This is a genomic window from Vogesella sp. XCS3 (assembly GCF_020616155.1).
Classification (GTDB): Bacteria; Pseudomonadota; Gammaproteobacteria; order Burkholderiales; family Chromobacteriaceae; genus Vogesella.
On record NZ_CP085530.1, the window covers coordinates 2,700,906 to 2,714,155 of the forward strand.

At 66.5% G+C, this 13,250-nt stretch carries 15 protein-coding genes; 3 read left to right on the forward strand and 12 right to left on the reverse strand.

The features are described from left to right. Positions 1-29: 29 nt before the first annotated feature. The gene (locus LCH97_RS12905; protein ID WP_227302044.1) at positions 30-494 is read left to right on the forward strand and encodes an Lrp/AsnC family transcriptional regulator; all 465 of its coding nucleotides are present in this window, start codon (positions 30-32) and stop codon (positions 492-494) included. A 4-nt stretch (positions 495-498) separates the two neighbouring features. Here the strand turns inward: LCH97_RS12905 and LCH97_RS12910 are convergent, their stop codons facing one another. Then, positions 499-1,266: a sulfite exporter TauE/SafE family protein gene (locus tag LCH97_RS12910; protein ID WP_227302045.1), complete on the reverse strand. Its 768-nt coding sequence runs from the start codon at positions 1,264-1,266 to the stop codon at positions 499-501. Positions 1,267-1,364: 98 nt separating this feature from the next. Here LCH97_RS12910 and LCH97_RS12915 point away from each other — a divergent pair, with 98 nt between their 5' ends. Further along, positions 1,365-2,264, forward strand: coding sequence for a LysR family transcriptional regulator (locus LCH97_RS12915; protein ID WP_227302046.1), 900 nt, complete (start codon positions 1,365-1,367; stop codon positions 2,262-2,264). 93 nt (positions 2,265-2,357) lie between these two features. On the opposite strand, the gene LCH97_RS12920 is transcribed toward LCH97_RS12915, so the two are convergent. The 5 genes from LCH97_RS12920 to LCH97_RS12935 form a co-directional block, all read right to left on the reverse strand. After that, the gene (locus LCH97_RS12920) at positions 2,358-3,140 is read right to left on the reverse strand and encodes an alpha/beta fold hydrolase (RefSeq protein ID WP_227302047.1); all 783 of its coding nucleotides are present in this window, start codon (positions 3,138-3,140) and stop codon (positions 2,358-2,360) included. Between the two features lie 85 nt (positions 3,141-3,225). Beyond that, on the reverse strand, positions 3,226-3,951 hold the full coding sequence (locus LCH97_RS12925; protein WP_227302048.1) for an AAA family ATPase: 726 nt from the start codon (positions 3,949-3,951) through the stop codon (positions 3,226-3,228). A 134-nt stretch (positions 3,952-4,085) separates the two neighbouring features. Beyond that, complete coding sequence (locus tag LCH97_RS18735; RefSeq protein ID WP_255619221.1) at positions 4,086-4,214, reverse strand: hypothetical protein; 129 nt, start codon at positions 4,212-4,214, stop codon at positions 4,086-4,088. Between the two features lie 261 nt (positions 4,215-4,475). Continuing rightward, positions 4,476-6,464, reverse strand: a complete 1,989-nt coding sequence (locus LCH97_RS12930) for a U32 family peptidase (protein WP_227302049.1) — start codon at positions 6,462-6,464, stop codon at positions 4,476-4,478. Positions 6,465-6,537: 73 nt separating this feature from the next. Beyond that, a complete protein-coding gene (locus LCH97_RS12935) occupies positions 6,538-6,771 on the reverse strand; it encodes a DUF2789 domain-containing protein (RefSeq protein ID WP_227302050.1) in 234 nt (77 codons plus the stop codon). Positions 6,772-6,887: 116 nt separating this feature from the next. Between LCH97_RS12935 and LCH97_RS12940 the strand changes: the two genes are divergently transcribed. Then, positions 6,888-7,229: a hypothetical protein gene (locus tag LCH97_RS12940; protein ID WP_227302051.1), complete on the forward strand. Its 342-nt coding sequence runs from the start codon at positions 6,888-6,890 to the stop codon at positions 7,227-7,229. A 167-nt stretch (positions 7,230-7,396) separates the two neighbouring features. Here the strand turns inward: LCH97_RS12940 and LCH97_RS12945 are convergent, their stop codons facing one another. The 6 genes from LCH97_RS12945 to LCH97_RS12965 all read right to left on the reverse strand — a co-directional run bounded on the left by LCH97_RS12945 (position 7,397) and on the right by LCH97_RS12965 (position 13,249). Further along, the gene (locus LCH97_RS12945; protein WP_227302052.1) at positions 7,397-8,161 is read right to left on the reverse strand and encodes an ABC transporter substrate-binding protein; all 765 of its coding nucleotides are present in this window, start codon (positions 8,159-8,161) and stop codon (positions 7,397-7,399) included. Between the two features lie 137 nt (positions 8,162-8,298). After that, a complete protein-coding gene (locus LCH97_RS12950) occupies positions 8,299-11,097 on the reverse strand; it encodes a DNA translocase FtsK (RefSeq protein WP_304956715.1) in 2,799 nt (932 codons plus the stop codon). After that, entirely contained in the window at positions 11,094-11,216 is a 123-nt protein-coding gene (locus LCH97_RS18740; protein ID WP_255619223.1) for a hypothetical protein, read from the reverse strand. The genes LCH97_RS12950 and LCH97_RS18740 overlap by 4 nt, the downstream gene beginning before the upstream one ends. Positions 11,217-11,233: 17 nt before the next feature. After that, positions 11,234-11,419: a Lar family restriction alleviation protein gene (locus tag LCH97_RS12955; RefSeq protein WP_026107748.1), complete on the reverse strand. Its 186-nt coding sequence runs from the start codon at positions 11,417-11,419 to the stop codon at positions 11,234-11,236. Between the two features lie 142 nt (positions 11,420-11,561). After that, positions 11,562-12,665 (reverse strand): TonB family protein, encoded by a 1,104-nt coding sequence (locus LCH97_RS12960; protein WP_227302053.1) that lies wholly within the window; start codon positions 12,663-12,665, stop codon positions 11,562-11,564. Next, a complete protein-coding gene (locus LCH97_RS12965; RefSeq protein WP_227302054.1) occupies positions 12,656-13,249 on the reverse strand; it encodes a biliverdin-producing heme oxygenase in 594 nt (197 codons plus the stop codon). The genes LCH97_RS12960 and LCH97_RS12965 overlap by 10 nt, the downstream gene beginning before the upstream one ends. Position 13,250: the final 1 nt, after the last annotated feature.

Here is a 13,250-nt window from a genome sequence, read left to right on the forward strand (position 1 = left end):
ATAGCACCATTTCTCGCAGGAAATTCACCATGCAACTGGATACTCTGGATTGGCGCATTCTGACTGCGCTGCAGGACAACGGCCGCCTCAGCAACCAGGACCTGGCCGAGCGCGTGGCGCTGTCGCCATCGGCCTGCCTGCGCCGTGTGCGCGCGCTGGAAGACGCCGGCCTGATTGCCGGCTACCACGCCCGGCTGGACGCGGTGCGCCTGGGCTTCGAGCTCAATGCCATCGTGCACGTTACGCTGGACCACAGCCAGCAGGGTTGGCATGAAACCTTCCAGGCCGAGGTGATGGCGTTTGACGAAGTGAGCGCCGCCCACGTGGTCACCGGCAGCTGCAACTACATACTGCAGATACGTGCGGCCAACCTGGCGGCGTTTTCCGACTTTATGGTGAACCGCCTCAACAAGCTGCCCGGCATGCGCGACATGTGTTCCTACATCATCATGAAAACGCTGAAAGACCACGGCGGCAGGCTGCCGCTGCGCTAGCGGTTTAGGCCAGCCACAGCGTTAGCCCCGCCGTGAGCCACAACATCAGCGCAAACAGCCGGCGCAGCAGCGCCGCTGGCAGGCGGTAGGCCAGCGCCACGCCGGGCGATACGGTCATCACGCCGCCCAGCGCCAGTGCCAGGCCCAGCGGCCAGTCCACCTGCCCGGCCTGGCCATAGCTGCCCAGCGCCACCAGCGCCGCCGGTATCACCAGCGCCAGTGCCAGGCCCTGGGCCTCGGCTTGGCTTTTGCCAAAGCCGCGTACCAGAATGGGCGCCGCCACAATGCCCGAACCCACGCCAAAAAAGCCGCCGCACGCGCCGCCGACCAGCCCTACCCCCGGCAGATAGCGCGCCGGCCACGGCGTGCTGTTGGCCGCCGCCGTCTGCGCCGCCGCCCGCCAGAAGTACGCCCCCAGCAGCAGCATGAAGGCGGCAAATACCTGCCGCAGCAGCGCTTTGTCCAGCCCCAGCGCCAGCTGGGCGGCCAACCAGGTCGCCACAATGGACAGCGCGCCAATACGCACCGCTAGCAGCAGCGGAAACGGGCTGCGCTGGCGGTAGCGCCAGAAACCCAGCATCACATTGGGCACCATCATCACCAGTGCCGTCCCCTGCGCCAGCGTCTGGTTCATGCCGAACAGCCCGCCCAGCAGCGGTATGGCCAGAATGCCGCCACCGATACCCAGCAGGCCACCCAGCCCACCCAGCACGGCGCCCAACAGCACCCCTTCTGCCAGTGCCCCCAGCAGGGTAAAGACATCCATATGCATGACAACGCCGCCCGATAGCCCGAAAGCAGGCAGTGTATACCCGCCATGGCTGGCTATAATTTCGCCACCAACAAGCCATTATTAAACCGAGCGCACGAATGGACCCCATCGCCGACCTGGCGTTTTTTTGCCGCCTGATGCAGTGCGGCAGCCTTACCGCCACCGCGCAGCAGCTGGGCATTACCCCGCCAGCGGCCAGCCGCCGCCTGGCCGCCCTGGAGCGCCGCCTGGGCGTGCGCCTGCTTAACCGCACCACGCGCAGCCTGGCGCTCACGCCGGAGGGCGAGCGCTACCTGGCGCGCGGCCAACCTTTGCTGGCGGAGCTGGCCGAGCTGGAAGGCGAGCTGATGGCCAGCAGCGGCGCGCCGCAGGGCCTGCTGCGCGTGAACGCCACACTGGGTTTTGGCCGCCGCCACATTGCGCCGCTGGTGTCGGCTTTTGTGCGCCGTTATCCGCAGGTAGACGTGCAGCTGCACCTGAGCGACCGCATGCCGGCGCTGAGCGAGGGCAGCTTTGACGTAAGCATCCGTTTTGGCCCACCGCCTGATGCCCGCATCCACGCCCGGCGCATTGCGGCCAACCGCCGCATCCTGTGCGCCTCGCCGCTGTACCTGGCGCAGCACCCCGCCCCGCAGCACCCTGCCGATTTGCGCCAGCACCAGTGCATCGTGGTGCGCGAAAACGACGACATCTGGGGCAACTGGGTGCTGCATAGCGGCAGCCAGGCGCAGACCGTGAAAGTGGCTGGCGCGCTATCCAGTAACGATGGCGAAACGGCGGTGAACTGGGCGCTGGATGGCCACGGCGTGCTGCTGCGCTCGCTGTGGGACGTTACGCCCTACCTGCACAGCGGCCGCCTGCAGCGCCTGCTGCCTGCCTGGCACGGCGCGCCGGCCGATATCTGGGCGCTGTACCCGCAGCGGCTGGGGCTGTCGGCCAAGGTGCGCTGCTTTGTGGATTTTCTGGGCGAGCACTTTGCCGACGGAGCCGGCTGGTAGCACGCGTGCTGGCATGGCTTGATGCGGCCTGCGGCGTGGCGCATTGGCCTTGCCCCCGTCTGGCTGGCGGTAGTAAAGCGCGGTAACGCGGTGTCAGCAGACGCCGTACTGCTGCAGAAAGCCGCACACGCCGGCCAGTACCGCCGGCGGCAGCTCGCGGTGCGGCACGTGGCCGCAGTTATCCAGCAACAGCAGCTGCGACGGCCCGGTCACCTCGGCGGCGATGCGGCGCGGGAAAGCATGCGAGCCGAACTCGTCCAGATCGCCGTGTATTGCCAGCACCGGGCAGCGCACCCGCGCCAGCCACGGCGATAGCGACCAGTGGTCAAATACCGGCAGCCGCCAGGTTTCCGTCCACGCGTCCAGCACCCAGCGCGCCCGCTCGCCGTGCCAGCGCGTCAGCCGTGCAAACTGCACCGGCTCGGCAAAGCCCGCCTTGGCCGCCACAATGCCCTCGCGCGTGCGCGGCTCCACAAAGGCCTGTGCCGATTCCGACACCACGGCCACACAGCCCGCCGCCTGCGCCGCGTGCGTCAGCGCCATGCCGCCGCCCACGCTGTGGCCAAACAGCACGTAGCGCGTCAGCCCCAGCGCGGCCAACAGCGCCGGCAGCAGCGTGTTTGCCTCTTGCTCGATGAAGTCCGGCTGCGCTGGCGTATGGCGCGGGCTGGACTGGCCGTAGCCCAGGCGGTCGTAAGCGATGACGTCGCGCCCGCTGGCCGCCGCCAGCTGCGCGGGGAAATCGCGCCACAGTGCCACGCAGCCCAGCGAATCGTGCAACAGCACAATCGGCGCCAGCGTGTTGCCGGCTACCGGCCAGTGGCGGACAAAAACCTGGCCGTCGGCCAGCGCAATCAGGCGATCGATAGGTGTCATGCGGCGTTAGCGTATGAAGGAAAGCGACGCGGCATGGTAGCAGCTTGCCGTGCGGCCAAGGTTGGCCGCTGGGGCAGGCTGTGGGTTACCACCCCAGGTGGTGGCGCAGGTAGGCGTCGGTATCACTGTAAAAGCGCTTCATCACGATGTAGTGCTCGGTGTCCTGATAGGCAACCGGCTGGATGCTGTCGCGTTGCAGTTGCAGCAGGCTGGCGTCGGGGATGGCCATCAGAACGGGGGAGTGGGTCACGATGATGAACTGTGCCCCTTGGCAGGCTAACTCGTAAATCAGCCTGGCGGCAGCTAGCTGCAGCATGGGTGACAAGGCGGCTTCGGGTTCATCCAGCAGGTACAGGCCGTCTGCGTTGAATTTGTGCTGCAACAGGGTCATGAAGGCCTGGCCATGCGATAGCCGGTGCAAGGGTACGCCGCCATAGCCGCCCAGATAGCCGGTGTCGTCAATGTAGCTGGCCAGCTGGTGGAAGGTTTCCGCCCGGAAAAAATAGCTTGATTTGGGGCGATGGAAATGGCGGATAACGCGCAATTCGTCTTCGAAGAAGATATCCTGCGGCAGCGTACGCTGCGGGTTCACCGATAGCGGCCCACCGGCGGCGTCAAAGCCCAGGCATCGGGCCAGCCCTTCCAGCAGCACGGATTTGCCGACACCGTTATCGCCAATCAGGCAGGTAACCGGCCGGGTGAACGGCAGGGTCCAGTCGGTAAGATAAAGCGGCAGATCATAGGCGGTGGCCTGCTGTTGCAGCCGCGGGCTGCTGCGGATAGTGGCTTGGCGGAGGAAGCGTGGTTGCATGATGGCGAGGCTCTGTGGTTAGCCAGCTGCGCAGAGGACGACAGCGCAGCTGGCCGGATAACGGTAAAGCGCCATCATTGCGGGAACCGTGCTGGCGATAAAAATGGGTGTGGGATCCACACCGTGCGCGGCACCTAGTCGCCGCCACAACTGCTACAGCTGCTGCCGCTATCGCCACTGTTCTCTGCGCGGCCATACAGGCTATCGCTGGCGAGCACCAGCGGTGGCTGCAGTGCGAACAGGCAGGCGAGCGGGTGCTTCATGACAGGGCTCCGGGTTGGCCGAGCCGGCAGCATGGCGCAATGAAAATGGAATTGTGCCAGCCGTGAGCAGGGTGGGCAAAGCGCAGCGTGCCCACTGCACCTCGCTCGGTTTGGTGGGCACGGCCTGCGGCCTTTGCCCACCCTACCCCAGCCGCTTCAGCGGATAGTCACATGCAACAAGGGCAAGCCATTCGGCTTGCCCTTGTACGTTGGTGATGTGCTAGCGCCCTGCCCTGCGGCCAACGTTGGCCGCGGGCCTGCTTACGATGCCGGTCGCTGCTTGAAGAAGGTGATCGGCGTGGTGGCGGGGATGTCGCTTGGCGGCGGGGTTTTCAGGATGTGCTTTTTCATCTTGCCCATCACGTGCATTTCGCACGGGCGGCACTCGAATTTCAGCGTGTAGGTGTCGTCGCCGGATTTCAGCACCATCGGGTCGGCGCGTACCTGGCCCATCACGCCTTTCACGCCCTTGGCCTGCTTGGGGCACAGGTTGTACGAGAAGCGCAGGCAGTGCTTGGTAATCATCAGGCTGACTTCGCCTTCTTCCTGATGCGCTTCGTAAGCCGGCTCGATCACTTCCACGCCGTGCTTTTTGTAGAAGTCCCACGCCAGCGCGTTGTACACGTTGGCCAGGTAGCTCAGGTTTTGCTCGGGGAAGCGCGGGGCCGGTTGCAGCTCGGCTTTGCGCTGCGGGCGGGTCCATGCGGCCAACCTGGCAGCTTCCAGTTGCGCTACCGCGTCGCGGCGCAGGCCGTTGATGACCGAGGCGGGGACGAACCACGGCTGTGCCAGCTGCAGCGCCACGTCGTGGGCGTAGAACAGGGTGTTGCCCAGCTTGGCCACGGCGTCGCGCAGGCTGCTTTCGGCGCGGGCGGCGTCTTTGGCTGGCTCCAGCGCTACGTTGGCCGCAGCCGTGGCGCTACAGCCGTCGGCGTCGGTGAGTGTCAGCGTCAGGCCGCTGGCGGTGTCGGCCAGTGTGGCCCATACGCCGATGCGGCGCTCGGCGGATTTTTTCAGCAGCGCCAGCTCCCAGGCGTGGTCGCGGTTGCGGCTGATGTCGGTGCCGGGTTTCAGGCCGGTAAGCGTAGCCGGGTCGTTGGGCACGCAGCGCCACAGCAGCTGGCCGCCGGGTACGTGGCCCACTTGCTTGACGGTGTTGAGCTGCATGCCCACCACCTCGCGCTTCTTCATGAAGTTGATGCCGTCGCCGTTGGCCATCTGCTCGGGGGTGGCGATGTCCACCCAGCCGTCGCCCACTTTGTGCACGGTACCCAGCTGCACGCCCACGAATTTGGGCGAGTCAAACGCGCCGATGTCGATTTTGCGGCCGGTGGCAAAGTAGTCGGTGGCGCCACGGTGGAAGGTTTTGTCCGGGTCGGGCGTAAAGAAGATTTCGCTGCTGCCGCTGGCGGCCGGGGCCAGCTCGGGGCGGCGCTCGAAGATTTCGTCCAGCAGCAGGCGGTAGTGGGCGGTGATGTTCTTCACGTAGCTCACGTCCTTGTAGCGGCCTTCGATCTTGAGCGAGCGTACGCCGGCGTCCAGCAGTGCTTCCAGGTTGGCGCTCTGGTTGTTGTCTTTCATCGACAGCAGGTGCTTGTCGAAGGCCACCACGCCGCCTTTTTCGTCGGTTAGCGTGTACGGCAGGCGACAGGCTTGCGAGCAGTCGCCACGGTTGGCGCTGCGGCCGGTATCGGCGTGGCTGATGTAGCACTGGCCGGAAAACGCCACGCACAGCGCGCCGTGGATGAAGTATTCGATGGCGGCCGGGTCGGCGCCTTCGTTTACTACCTGCGAGATCTTGGCGATCTGGGGAATGGTCAGCTCGCGCGCCAGCACGATCTGGCTGAAGCCGGCGTCGGACAGGAAGCGGGCCTTGTCGGCGTCGCGGATGTCGCACTGGGTGGACGCGTGCAGCTGGATCGGCGGCAGGTCCATCTGCAGGATGCCCATATCCTGCACGATCAGCGCGTCCACGCCGGCGTCGTACAGCTGCCAGATCAGCGTGCGGGCGGCGTCCAGCTCGGCGTCGTGCAAAATGGTGTTCAGCGTGGTGAAGATGCGCGCGTGGTAGCGGTGGGCAAACTGCACCAGCTGGGCAATGTCGGCCACGCTGTTACAGGCGTTGTGCCGCGCGCCAAAGCTGGGGCCGCCGATGTACACGGCGTCGGCGCCGTGCAGGATGGCTTCGCGGCCGATGTCGATGTTTTTGGCGGGCGAGAGCAGCTCGACCTGGTGCGGCAACAGACTCATCTGGTACTTCCTGCGGTGGGTGGTGTGGCAAGGGGCGGAAGTATAGCGGAATCAGTCACTTGCGCAAATGCACTCAGGCCTGCTGCAGGCGGGTGGCCAGCGTGTCCACCAGCTCGGCCCAGTCGGCGTCGTCGTCCAGCGCCTGCTTGAGGAAAGCGGCCTGGGCGGCGTTCCAGAACGGCGCGTCCTCGATGGCGGTATCGGCCGGCAAGGGGTGGCTGGCAATGAAGGCGCGGATGTCGGCCGGGCTGTCCGGCAGGCCCAGCTGGGCAAACAGGGCGCACAGGGTGTGAAGGCTGGTGTCCATGGGTAATACTCCGGCGGGTGGAATTTCAGCATACACGCTGCCGGCCGGAACTGTGGCGGGCAGGCGCTACTCTATGCAGCGCTGCACGTGCAGCTTTTGATAAACGGGAGACAGCAATGCGCAAGGTTTGGATTGTGCTGGCAGCCAGTGCCGGCTTGGTGGCGTGTAGTGCCGAGCAGGCCAGCAAGCTGCAGGAGCAGGCGTCGGCGGCTATCGGCACCGCGCATCAGGTGGTACAGGACAGCAGCGCGCCGCTGGGCGAGCTGAAGCAGCAGGCTAGCGCGGCGGTAGGCAGTGCCGGCAAGCTGAAAGAACAAGCCAGTGCCGCGCTGGGTGTGGCGCAGCGCGTGGGCGCCGCCGCGGCCATTCTGAACCCGGAGCTGGGGCAGCAGATAGACGAGGCCAAACAGCAGGTGGACGCGGTAAAACAGGCGGCGGATGCGCTGCAGGGCAAGTAAGCGCGGCTCGCCAACACGCTGATCCGGCGCCGCCTTGCCCTACGGCTGGCGCGCGGTTCGCCGATACGCCTTGGCCCGGATGCGCGGCAAACTTTAGTGAATGGTGCCCGGTTTCTGGCCAGCCCACGCCCCTGCCATCGCCTGGCCGGGGCGTTTTGCTGCGGGTGTTACGGTGTTTTGCCCGCGTGGGGTAGCAGCTGTAGCTCCAGCTGGGCGTAGCGGCCAGTTTGCCGCAGCTGCTGCAGGCCGCGGTTGAATGCGGCCAACTGTGCGGTCGCTTGCGGGCGCGCGCGCGACAGCATCAGGCGGAAGGGGACGGTTTCGATGGGGGTGGGCAGCGTGGCCAGCTGGCTGCGTTCCTGTGCTGTCAGCTTGTCCTGGCGCAGGCTCTGGTACACGCTGTGGGCCATGGTCATGGCGGTCATGCGCCCGGCCAGGATCATGCGCAGGCCATTTTCGGGGTTTTCTACGCGGTGGTATGCCACCTTGCCTTCGCGCTCTAGCCGTACCAGCTCGTGAAAGGTACGCGACCCCAGCGGCAGGGCCAGGTGTACGCCCTGCCACTGCTGGCGTAGCGGCCAGTCTGGCAGGGGTTTGCCAGCGTGATGGATGATGATTTCGCGGTCCTGGATGATGGGTTCGCTGAACAAGGCAAAGCTGTCGCGTAGCGGGGTCTGGCTCCAGACCAGCGAGCCGTCGATATGGCCACCGCGTACCATTTCTTCGGCGCGTTTCCACGGGTAGAAGCCGTAGCGTACTTGCAGGCCGCCCAGCGCTGCTGCTTCGCTGACGACGGCGGAGGCGAAACCGTAACGTGGCAGGCTGGCGGATTGGTAGGGCGGCCATTCGCCATTGGCGAGCTGCAGGGTTTGTGCGTGGCTGACGCAGAGGGTGTTGATGAGTATCGCGAGTGCGAAAACAATCGATTTCATATTGTCTGACAATTTTAAGATCGCGCCAGTATAAGCATGTTTTTGTTTGTTTTCAGCTAGTTACATGTGAAATATACCAGTAAAAAGCGCTAGCTTGGCAGCTAGCGCTTTTTTTACAGGGCGGTGCTATCGAAAGGTTAGTAATCCCGATCTGGTACCAGTACGGTGCGGTTGCCGTTACTTTCCATGGCCGACACGATGCCGGCGGTTTCCATGTCTTCGATCAGCCGTGCCGCGCGGTTGTAGCCGATGCGCAGCTGGCGCTGCACCGACGAAATGGACGCCTTGCGCGTTTTCAGCACAATGGCCACCGCCTCGTCGTACAGCGGGTCGGCTTCGCTGCCGGCAGCGGCGCGGCCTTTGGCGTCGGCTTGCTCGTCGTCGGCTACCGATTCGCCGGTGAGCAGGCCTTCCACGTAGTCCGGCTCGCCCCACTGTTTCAGGTCTTCCACGATGGCGTGCACTTCCTCGTCGGTGACAAACGCGCCGTGCACGCGCTGCGGGTAGCCGGTGCCCGGCGGCAGGAACAGCATGTCGCCCTGCCCCAGCAGGCTTTCGGCGCCCATCTGGTCGAGGATGGTGCGGCTATCGATCTTGCTGGATACCTGGAACGCGATACGGGTGGGGATGTTGGCCTTGATCAGGCCGGTAATCACGTCCACCGACGGCCGCTGCGTGGCCAGGATCAAATGGATGCCGGCGGCGCGGGCCTTCTGCGCCAGGCGGGCGATCAGCTCTTCGATCTTCTTGCCGGCCACCATCATCAGGTCGGCAAACTCGTCTACCACCACCACGATGAACGGCAGCGTGGACAGCGGTTCCGGCGTTTCCGGCGTCAGGCTGAACGGGTTGCCCAAACGTTGGCCGCGTGCTTCGGCGGCGCGCACCTTGTCGTTGTAACCGGCCAGGTTGCGCACGCCCAGGTGGCTCATCAGGCGGTAGCGTTTTTCCATTTCGCCCACGCACCAGTTCAGCGCGTTGGCGGCCAGCTTCATGTCGGTAACCACCGGTGCCAAGAGGTGCGGGATGTCGTTGTACACCGACAGCTCCAGCATCTTGGGGTCGATCATGATGAAGCGCACTTCGTCCGGCGTGGCCTTGTACAGCATGGACAGGATCATGGCGTTGACGCCCACCGACTTGCCCGAGCCGGTGGTACCGGCCACCAGCAGGTGCGGTGCCTTGGCCAGGTCCATCACCACGGGCGCACCGCTGATGTCCTGCCCCAGTGCCAGCGTGAGCTTGGAGGCGTTTTGCTGGAACACGTCGGCGCTGAAGATTTCCGACAGGCGGATCATCTGGCGCTGCGGGTTGGGTAGCTCCAGCCCCATGCAGGTCTTGCCGGGGATGGTTTCCACCACGCGGATGGACGCCAGGCCCAGCGCGCGTGACAGGTCTTTGGCCAGGTTCACTACCTGGCTGCCGCGTACGCCGACGGCGGGTTCCACTTCGTAGCGCGTAATCACCGGGCCGGCGTAGGCGTCTACCACCGCCACTTTTACCTTGAACTCGGCGCATTTTTCTTCGATCAGAATGCCGCGTTCGATCAGGTAGTCTTCGCTCTGCACCGCCTTGTGTGTTTCGGGCGGGCGCAGCAGGTCCAGCGAGGGCAGGCAGGCGTCGCCGTATACCACGGGGATGGCGTGTGGCTTGGGCTGCGCGGCGGCGGCCAGGGTGTGCAGCGCCTGGCTGATCTGCGCGGCGGGCACGGGGCTAGCTGCCGCAGGCTGGGCTGGCGCGGCCTGCGGGGCATCGTCCAGCAGCTGCCATACCAGGCCAGGGTTGGCCGCAGCGGGCGCCACGGCGGGTTCGTTGTCGGCCTCGTCGTCCAGCAGGTGCCACACGATATCGCCGTGCTGGGTGCTGTGGTAGCCGGCCTGAGCAGCCGGGCTGCTGGCCGTGGTGAGCGGCGCACTGGCAGCCTGCTGCGGCATGGCGGCGGGCTCGGCGCTGGCGGGGGTGCCGACGGCCTGGCGCAGGCGAACGCCCTGCCAGACTGGCGGGGCTGCCGGTACTGCTACGGGTTGGCGCAGCTGTTGCCAGCGCGTGCCCGGCGGTGTGCTGGCGCTGCCGGGCTCGGCCACGGGTGCTGCTGCCGGTGTGGGCGCGTCTGTGGGCTCATCGCTGGCTGCCGCGGCGTCGCAGACCTCGTCGGGCAGGGCAAACTCGTCGTCCAGCACGAAGTCGTCTTGCTGCGGGTACGCGGTGGCACTGTCGGGCGGGGTATAGGCATCGGTGTCGCTGCTGGCCGGCTCGAACACGGGCTCGACAGGCGCCTGCGGCGGCAGGGGGATGCCGGCGGCGCGGGCTTCTGCCGCGTGGCTGGCGCCGCGCCAGTCGGCCTGGATCTCGGCAGGCGCAGTGCTGGCTGGCCGTGGTGCCTGGGCCTCGGCTTTGCTAAAGCTGGATTGCGGGCCAAACAGCGCGGCAGCGGCGCGTTCGCGTTCTTGCTGGGCCAGCGGTGATGGCGGCAGCGGTGTGGACGCGCTGGCTTTTTTCATCACCGGGGTGGGCTGCAGGATCACGGGCGGCAGCGGTGCGGGCTTGGCCGGCTGGCGGCCGCTATGCAGCTGTTGCACGTTGGCGCGCACTTCGCGCGGGTCGATCAGCGGCAGGTCGCGTGGCTGGGGGATGGGCTTGCCGTCGTAGGCGGCGATCTTTTCGCGGCGGGTCAGGTCGCGGCGCAGGTTGCGCTGCACGTCGTCCAGACCGATGACCGGCAGCTTGGCCGTGGCGGCTTTGTTACCGGCGGGCGCGGCCTTGGGCTTGCGCTGGTAGCGTGGCAGCTCGCGCGGCAGCTTGTCGATAATTTCGGCGGGTGCGCTGGCGGGCGGGCGCGGTGGCGGTGCGGCCTCGGGGGTGATGCCAGGGTTGGCCGCAAGCGGTGGTGGCGCTAGCGGCGCACCCAGCGTGCGTCGCGGCGGCCGGGGCGTCATGGCTTCGGGGGGGCGTCGTGTGGCAAGGGGGCGTGGTGCCCGTGCGCGGCGCTATCGGCCGCGTCGTCTTCTTGCAGCACATGCTTGAGCTTGGTCAGCAGTTTGGAAAACTTCTCCATGGCATCACTCTTCCGCTTTAGCGGGTCTTGTTCCAGCCGGCGATGGCGTCTTTCTTGTTGTCGGCTTGCGGGCCGATGGCGCTGCAGGTGCCTTGCCCTGCGTAGCGGGTGCACTGTACCCAGAAGCGGCGCGAGCCTGCCTTGACCACTTCGGCCGGGGCGCCGCACTTGTTGCAGGGTTTCAGGCTGGTGGTATCGCTCATCATGGTATTCCGGCAGGGTTAATCACCGGATGATACCGCAATTGCGGTGGCCAGCCGCTGGCCCTAGTCCAGAAAGAATTCTACCGGCAGGGTGAGGCTCAGCTCGTCATGATACCGCAATTGCGGTGGCCAGCCGCTGGCCCTAGTCCAGAAAGAATTCTACCGGCAGGGTGAGGCTCAGCTCGTCCGGGCGCTCAGGCGGGATGCGCGGTAGCGGCGAGGCACGCTGGACAGTGGCCAGGGCGGCGGCGTCCAGGCTGGCGTGGCCGCTGCTCTGGCTGAGCTGTACCGCCAGTACCCGGCCATCGCGGCCAACCTTCAGCAGCAGGTAGGCCACGCCTTCCGTGCCCTGCGCGCGCGCGCCTGCCGGGTACTGGCGGTAGCGTTCCAGCCGCGCCATGACCTGGGCTTCCCAGCTACGGCTGTTACCGCCACTGGCCTGACCTGCCGGAAGCGAGGGGCTGGGCGGCGCGGCGGCCACGCTGTTGGTGGCGGCCGCAGCCGGTTTGGCCGCAGGGGCTTCGGGTGCCGGCGGGCTCGTGTCGCTGGTGGTGGCGGCATGGCGCGGGGCAAGCGCGATCGGGGTGGCGGCCGGGTTGTGTGTGTGCAGCAGCGGTGTGGCCGCAGTGCTGGCACGGCGCCGTGGCGTGCTGGCCTGGCTGGCGGTCGTGACCCGGCTGGCGCTGCGCGTGGCCACCGGTGTGGGCAAGCTGGTGAGTGTCATCAGGCCGGGCTGCGCCAGGGCCAGCTGCTGTGGTGGAGGCGCAGCGTGGTGTAACAGCAGGCCAATGAGCATGGCGTGCAGGGCTAGCGTACACAGTGCTGCCCCCTGCCCTGCGCGTAGCGGCCAAGCCCCTGGTGTGTGCCCCGGGTAGCCGGGCTGGCGTAGCAGCCAGCCTGCCACCATCAGCTGTAGCAGGGCTGCCAGCCATAGTAGCCAGCCGGGTGGCTGGCTGGCGGTGAGCGCCACAAAGCCCAGTGCCATGCCGGCACAGGCGAGTGCCTTGGCGTAGGGGGGAACCACGCGGTGCTGCTGCCACTGGCGTAGTGGCGGGCCCAGGCGCGGGTGTGCCAGCAGGCGAGCCGCCCACCGCGGCGAGCTGCGGCCAAAGCAGGTTAGCGCCAGCAGCAGGAACACCGTGGTGGGCATCAGCGGCAGCATGGCACCAATGCCGGCCAGTAGCAGCATCAGGCAGCCGGCGGCGTGCCAGGCCCAGCGTGCCGGCAGCGTCTGGCTTACGCGCATCCGTACACCTGGTCCAGGTGCTGGTTCATCAGGGTGAAGGCGGCTTTGGCGCCGGCGGTCACGCGCGCTTCGGCACTGGCATCCAGCGCCAGGGCATCCAGTGTTTGCGTGAAATCACGCCAGTGGCGGGCGCGGCCGTCTGGGTGGCCGCCCAGGTGGCGGGCGCCTTTTTCGTCGGACAGGCCGAGTGCCTGCGCCATTTTCAGCAGGATGGCGGCGCCCAGCTTGCTGCCTTCTACCACGTATAGCCAGCCCATGGCGGTGGCTACGTCCAGCTGCTTGTCGATGGGGGCGGTTGCGCTGCGGCCGGGTAGCGGGCAGCCCAGGTCGTCCAGGTCGGTGGCGATCAGCGCGTGGCGGCGGCGGCTGGCCAGGTCGGCAAACAGTGCCGCCAGGCCGGGGTTGTCGTACAGCGCGTCGGCGTCGCGCAGGAACAGGTATTGCGCCTGCAGGAACTGGCGGTAGTGGCTGTGGCTGGCAAAAGGGCGATACGTCATGATGCGCTGGTCCAGCGCGTCGTGGGTGGCGTGGGTGGCGGCTTTCAGGCGCTGGGTACGGCTGAGGGTTTGTTCGGTGATGGTCATG

Bases quoted from the DNA above. Each gene is read 5' to 3' on its own strand.
- LCH97_RS12965 (WP_227302054.1), bottom strand. From the start codon at position 13,249: ATGACCATCACCGAACAAACCCTCAGCCGTACCCAGCGCCTGAAAGCC.
- LCH97_RS12920 (WP_227302047.1), bottom strand. From the start codon at position 3,140: ATGACACCTATCGATCGCCTGATTGCGCTGGCCGACGGCCAGGTTTTT.
- LCH97_RS12945 (WP_227302052.1), bottom strand. From the start codon at position 8,161: ATGAAATCGATTGTTTTCGCACTCGCGATACTCATCAACACCCTCTGC.
- LCH97_RS12950 (WP_304956715.1), bottom strand. From the start codon at position 11,097: ATGACGCCCCGGCCGCCGCGACGCACGCTGGGTGCGCCGCTAGCGCCA.
- LCH97_RS12940 (WP_227302051.1), top strand. From the start codon at position 6,888: ATGCGCAAGGTTTGGATTGTGCTGGCAGCCAGTGCCGGCTTGGTGGCG.
- LCH97_RS12960 (WP_227302053.1), bottom strand. From the start codon at position 12,665: ATGCGCGTAAGCCAGACGCTGCCGGCACGCTGGGCCTGGCACGCCGCC.
- LCH97_RS12910 (WP_227302045.1), bottom strand. From the start codon at position 1,266: ATGCATATGGATGTCTTTACCCTGCTGGGGGCACTGGCAGAAGGGGTG.
- LCH97_RS12915 (WP_227302046.1), top strand. From the start codon at position 1,365: ATGGACCCCATCGCCGACCTGGCGTTTTTTTGCCGCCTGATGCAGTGC.
- LCH97_RS12905 (WP_227302044.1), top strand. From the start codon at position 30: ATGCAACTGGATACTCTGGATTGGCGCATTCTGACTGCGCTGCAGGAC.
- LCH97_RS18740 (WP_255619223.1), bottom strand. From the start codon at position 11,216: ATGGAGAAGTTTTCCAAACTGCTGACCAAGCTCAAGCATGTGCTGCAA.
- LCH97_RS12930 (WP_227302049.1), bottom strand. From the start codon at position 6,464: ATGAGTCTGTTGCCGCACCAGGTCGAGCTGCTCTCGCCCGCCAAAAAC.
- LCH97_RS12935 (WP_227302050.1), bottom strand. From the start codon at position 6,771: ATGGACACCAGCCTTCACACCCTGTGCGCCCTGTTTGCCCAGCTGGGC.
- LCH97_RS12955 (WP_026107748.1), bottom strand. From the start codon at position 11,419: ATGAGCGATACCACCAGCCTGAAACCCTGCAACAAGTGCGGCGCCCCG.
- LCH97_RS12925 (WP_227302048.1), bottom strand. From the start codon at position 3,951: ATGCAACCACGCTTCCTCCGCCAAGCCACTATCCGCAGCAGCCCGCGG.
- LCH97_RS18735 (WP_255619221.1), bottom strand. From the start codon at position 4,214: ATGAAGCACCCGCTCGCCTGCCTGTTCGCACTGCAGCCACCGCTGGTG.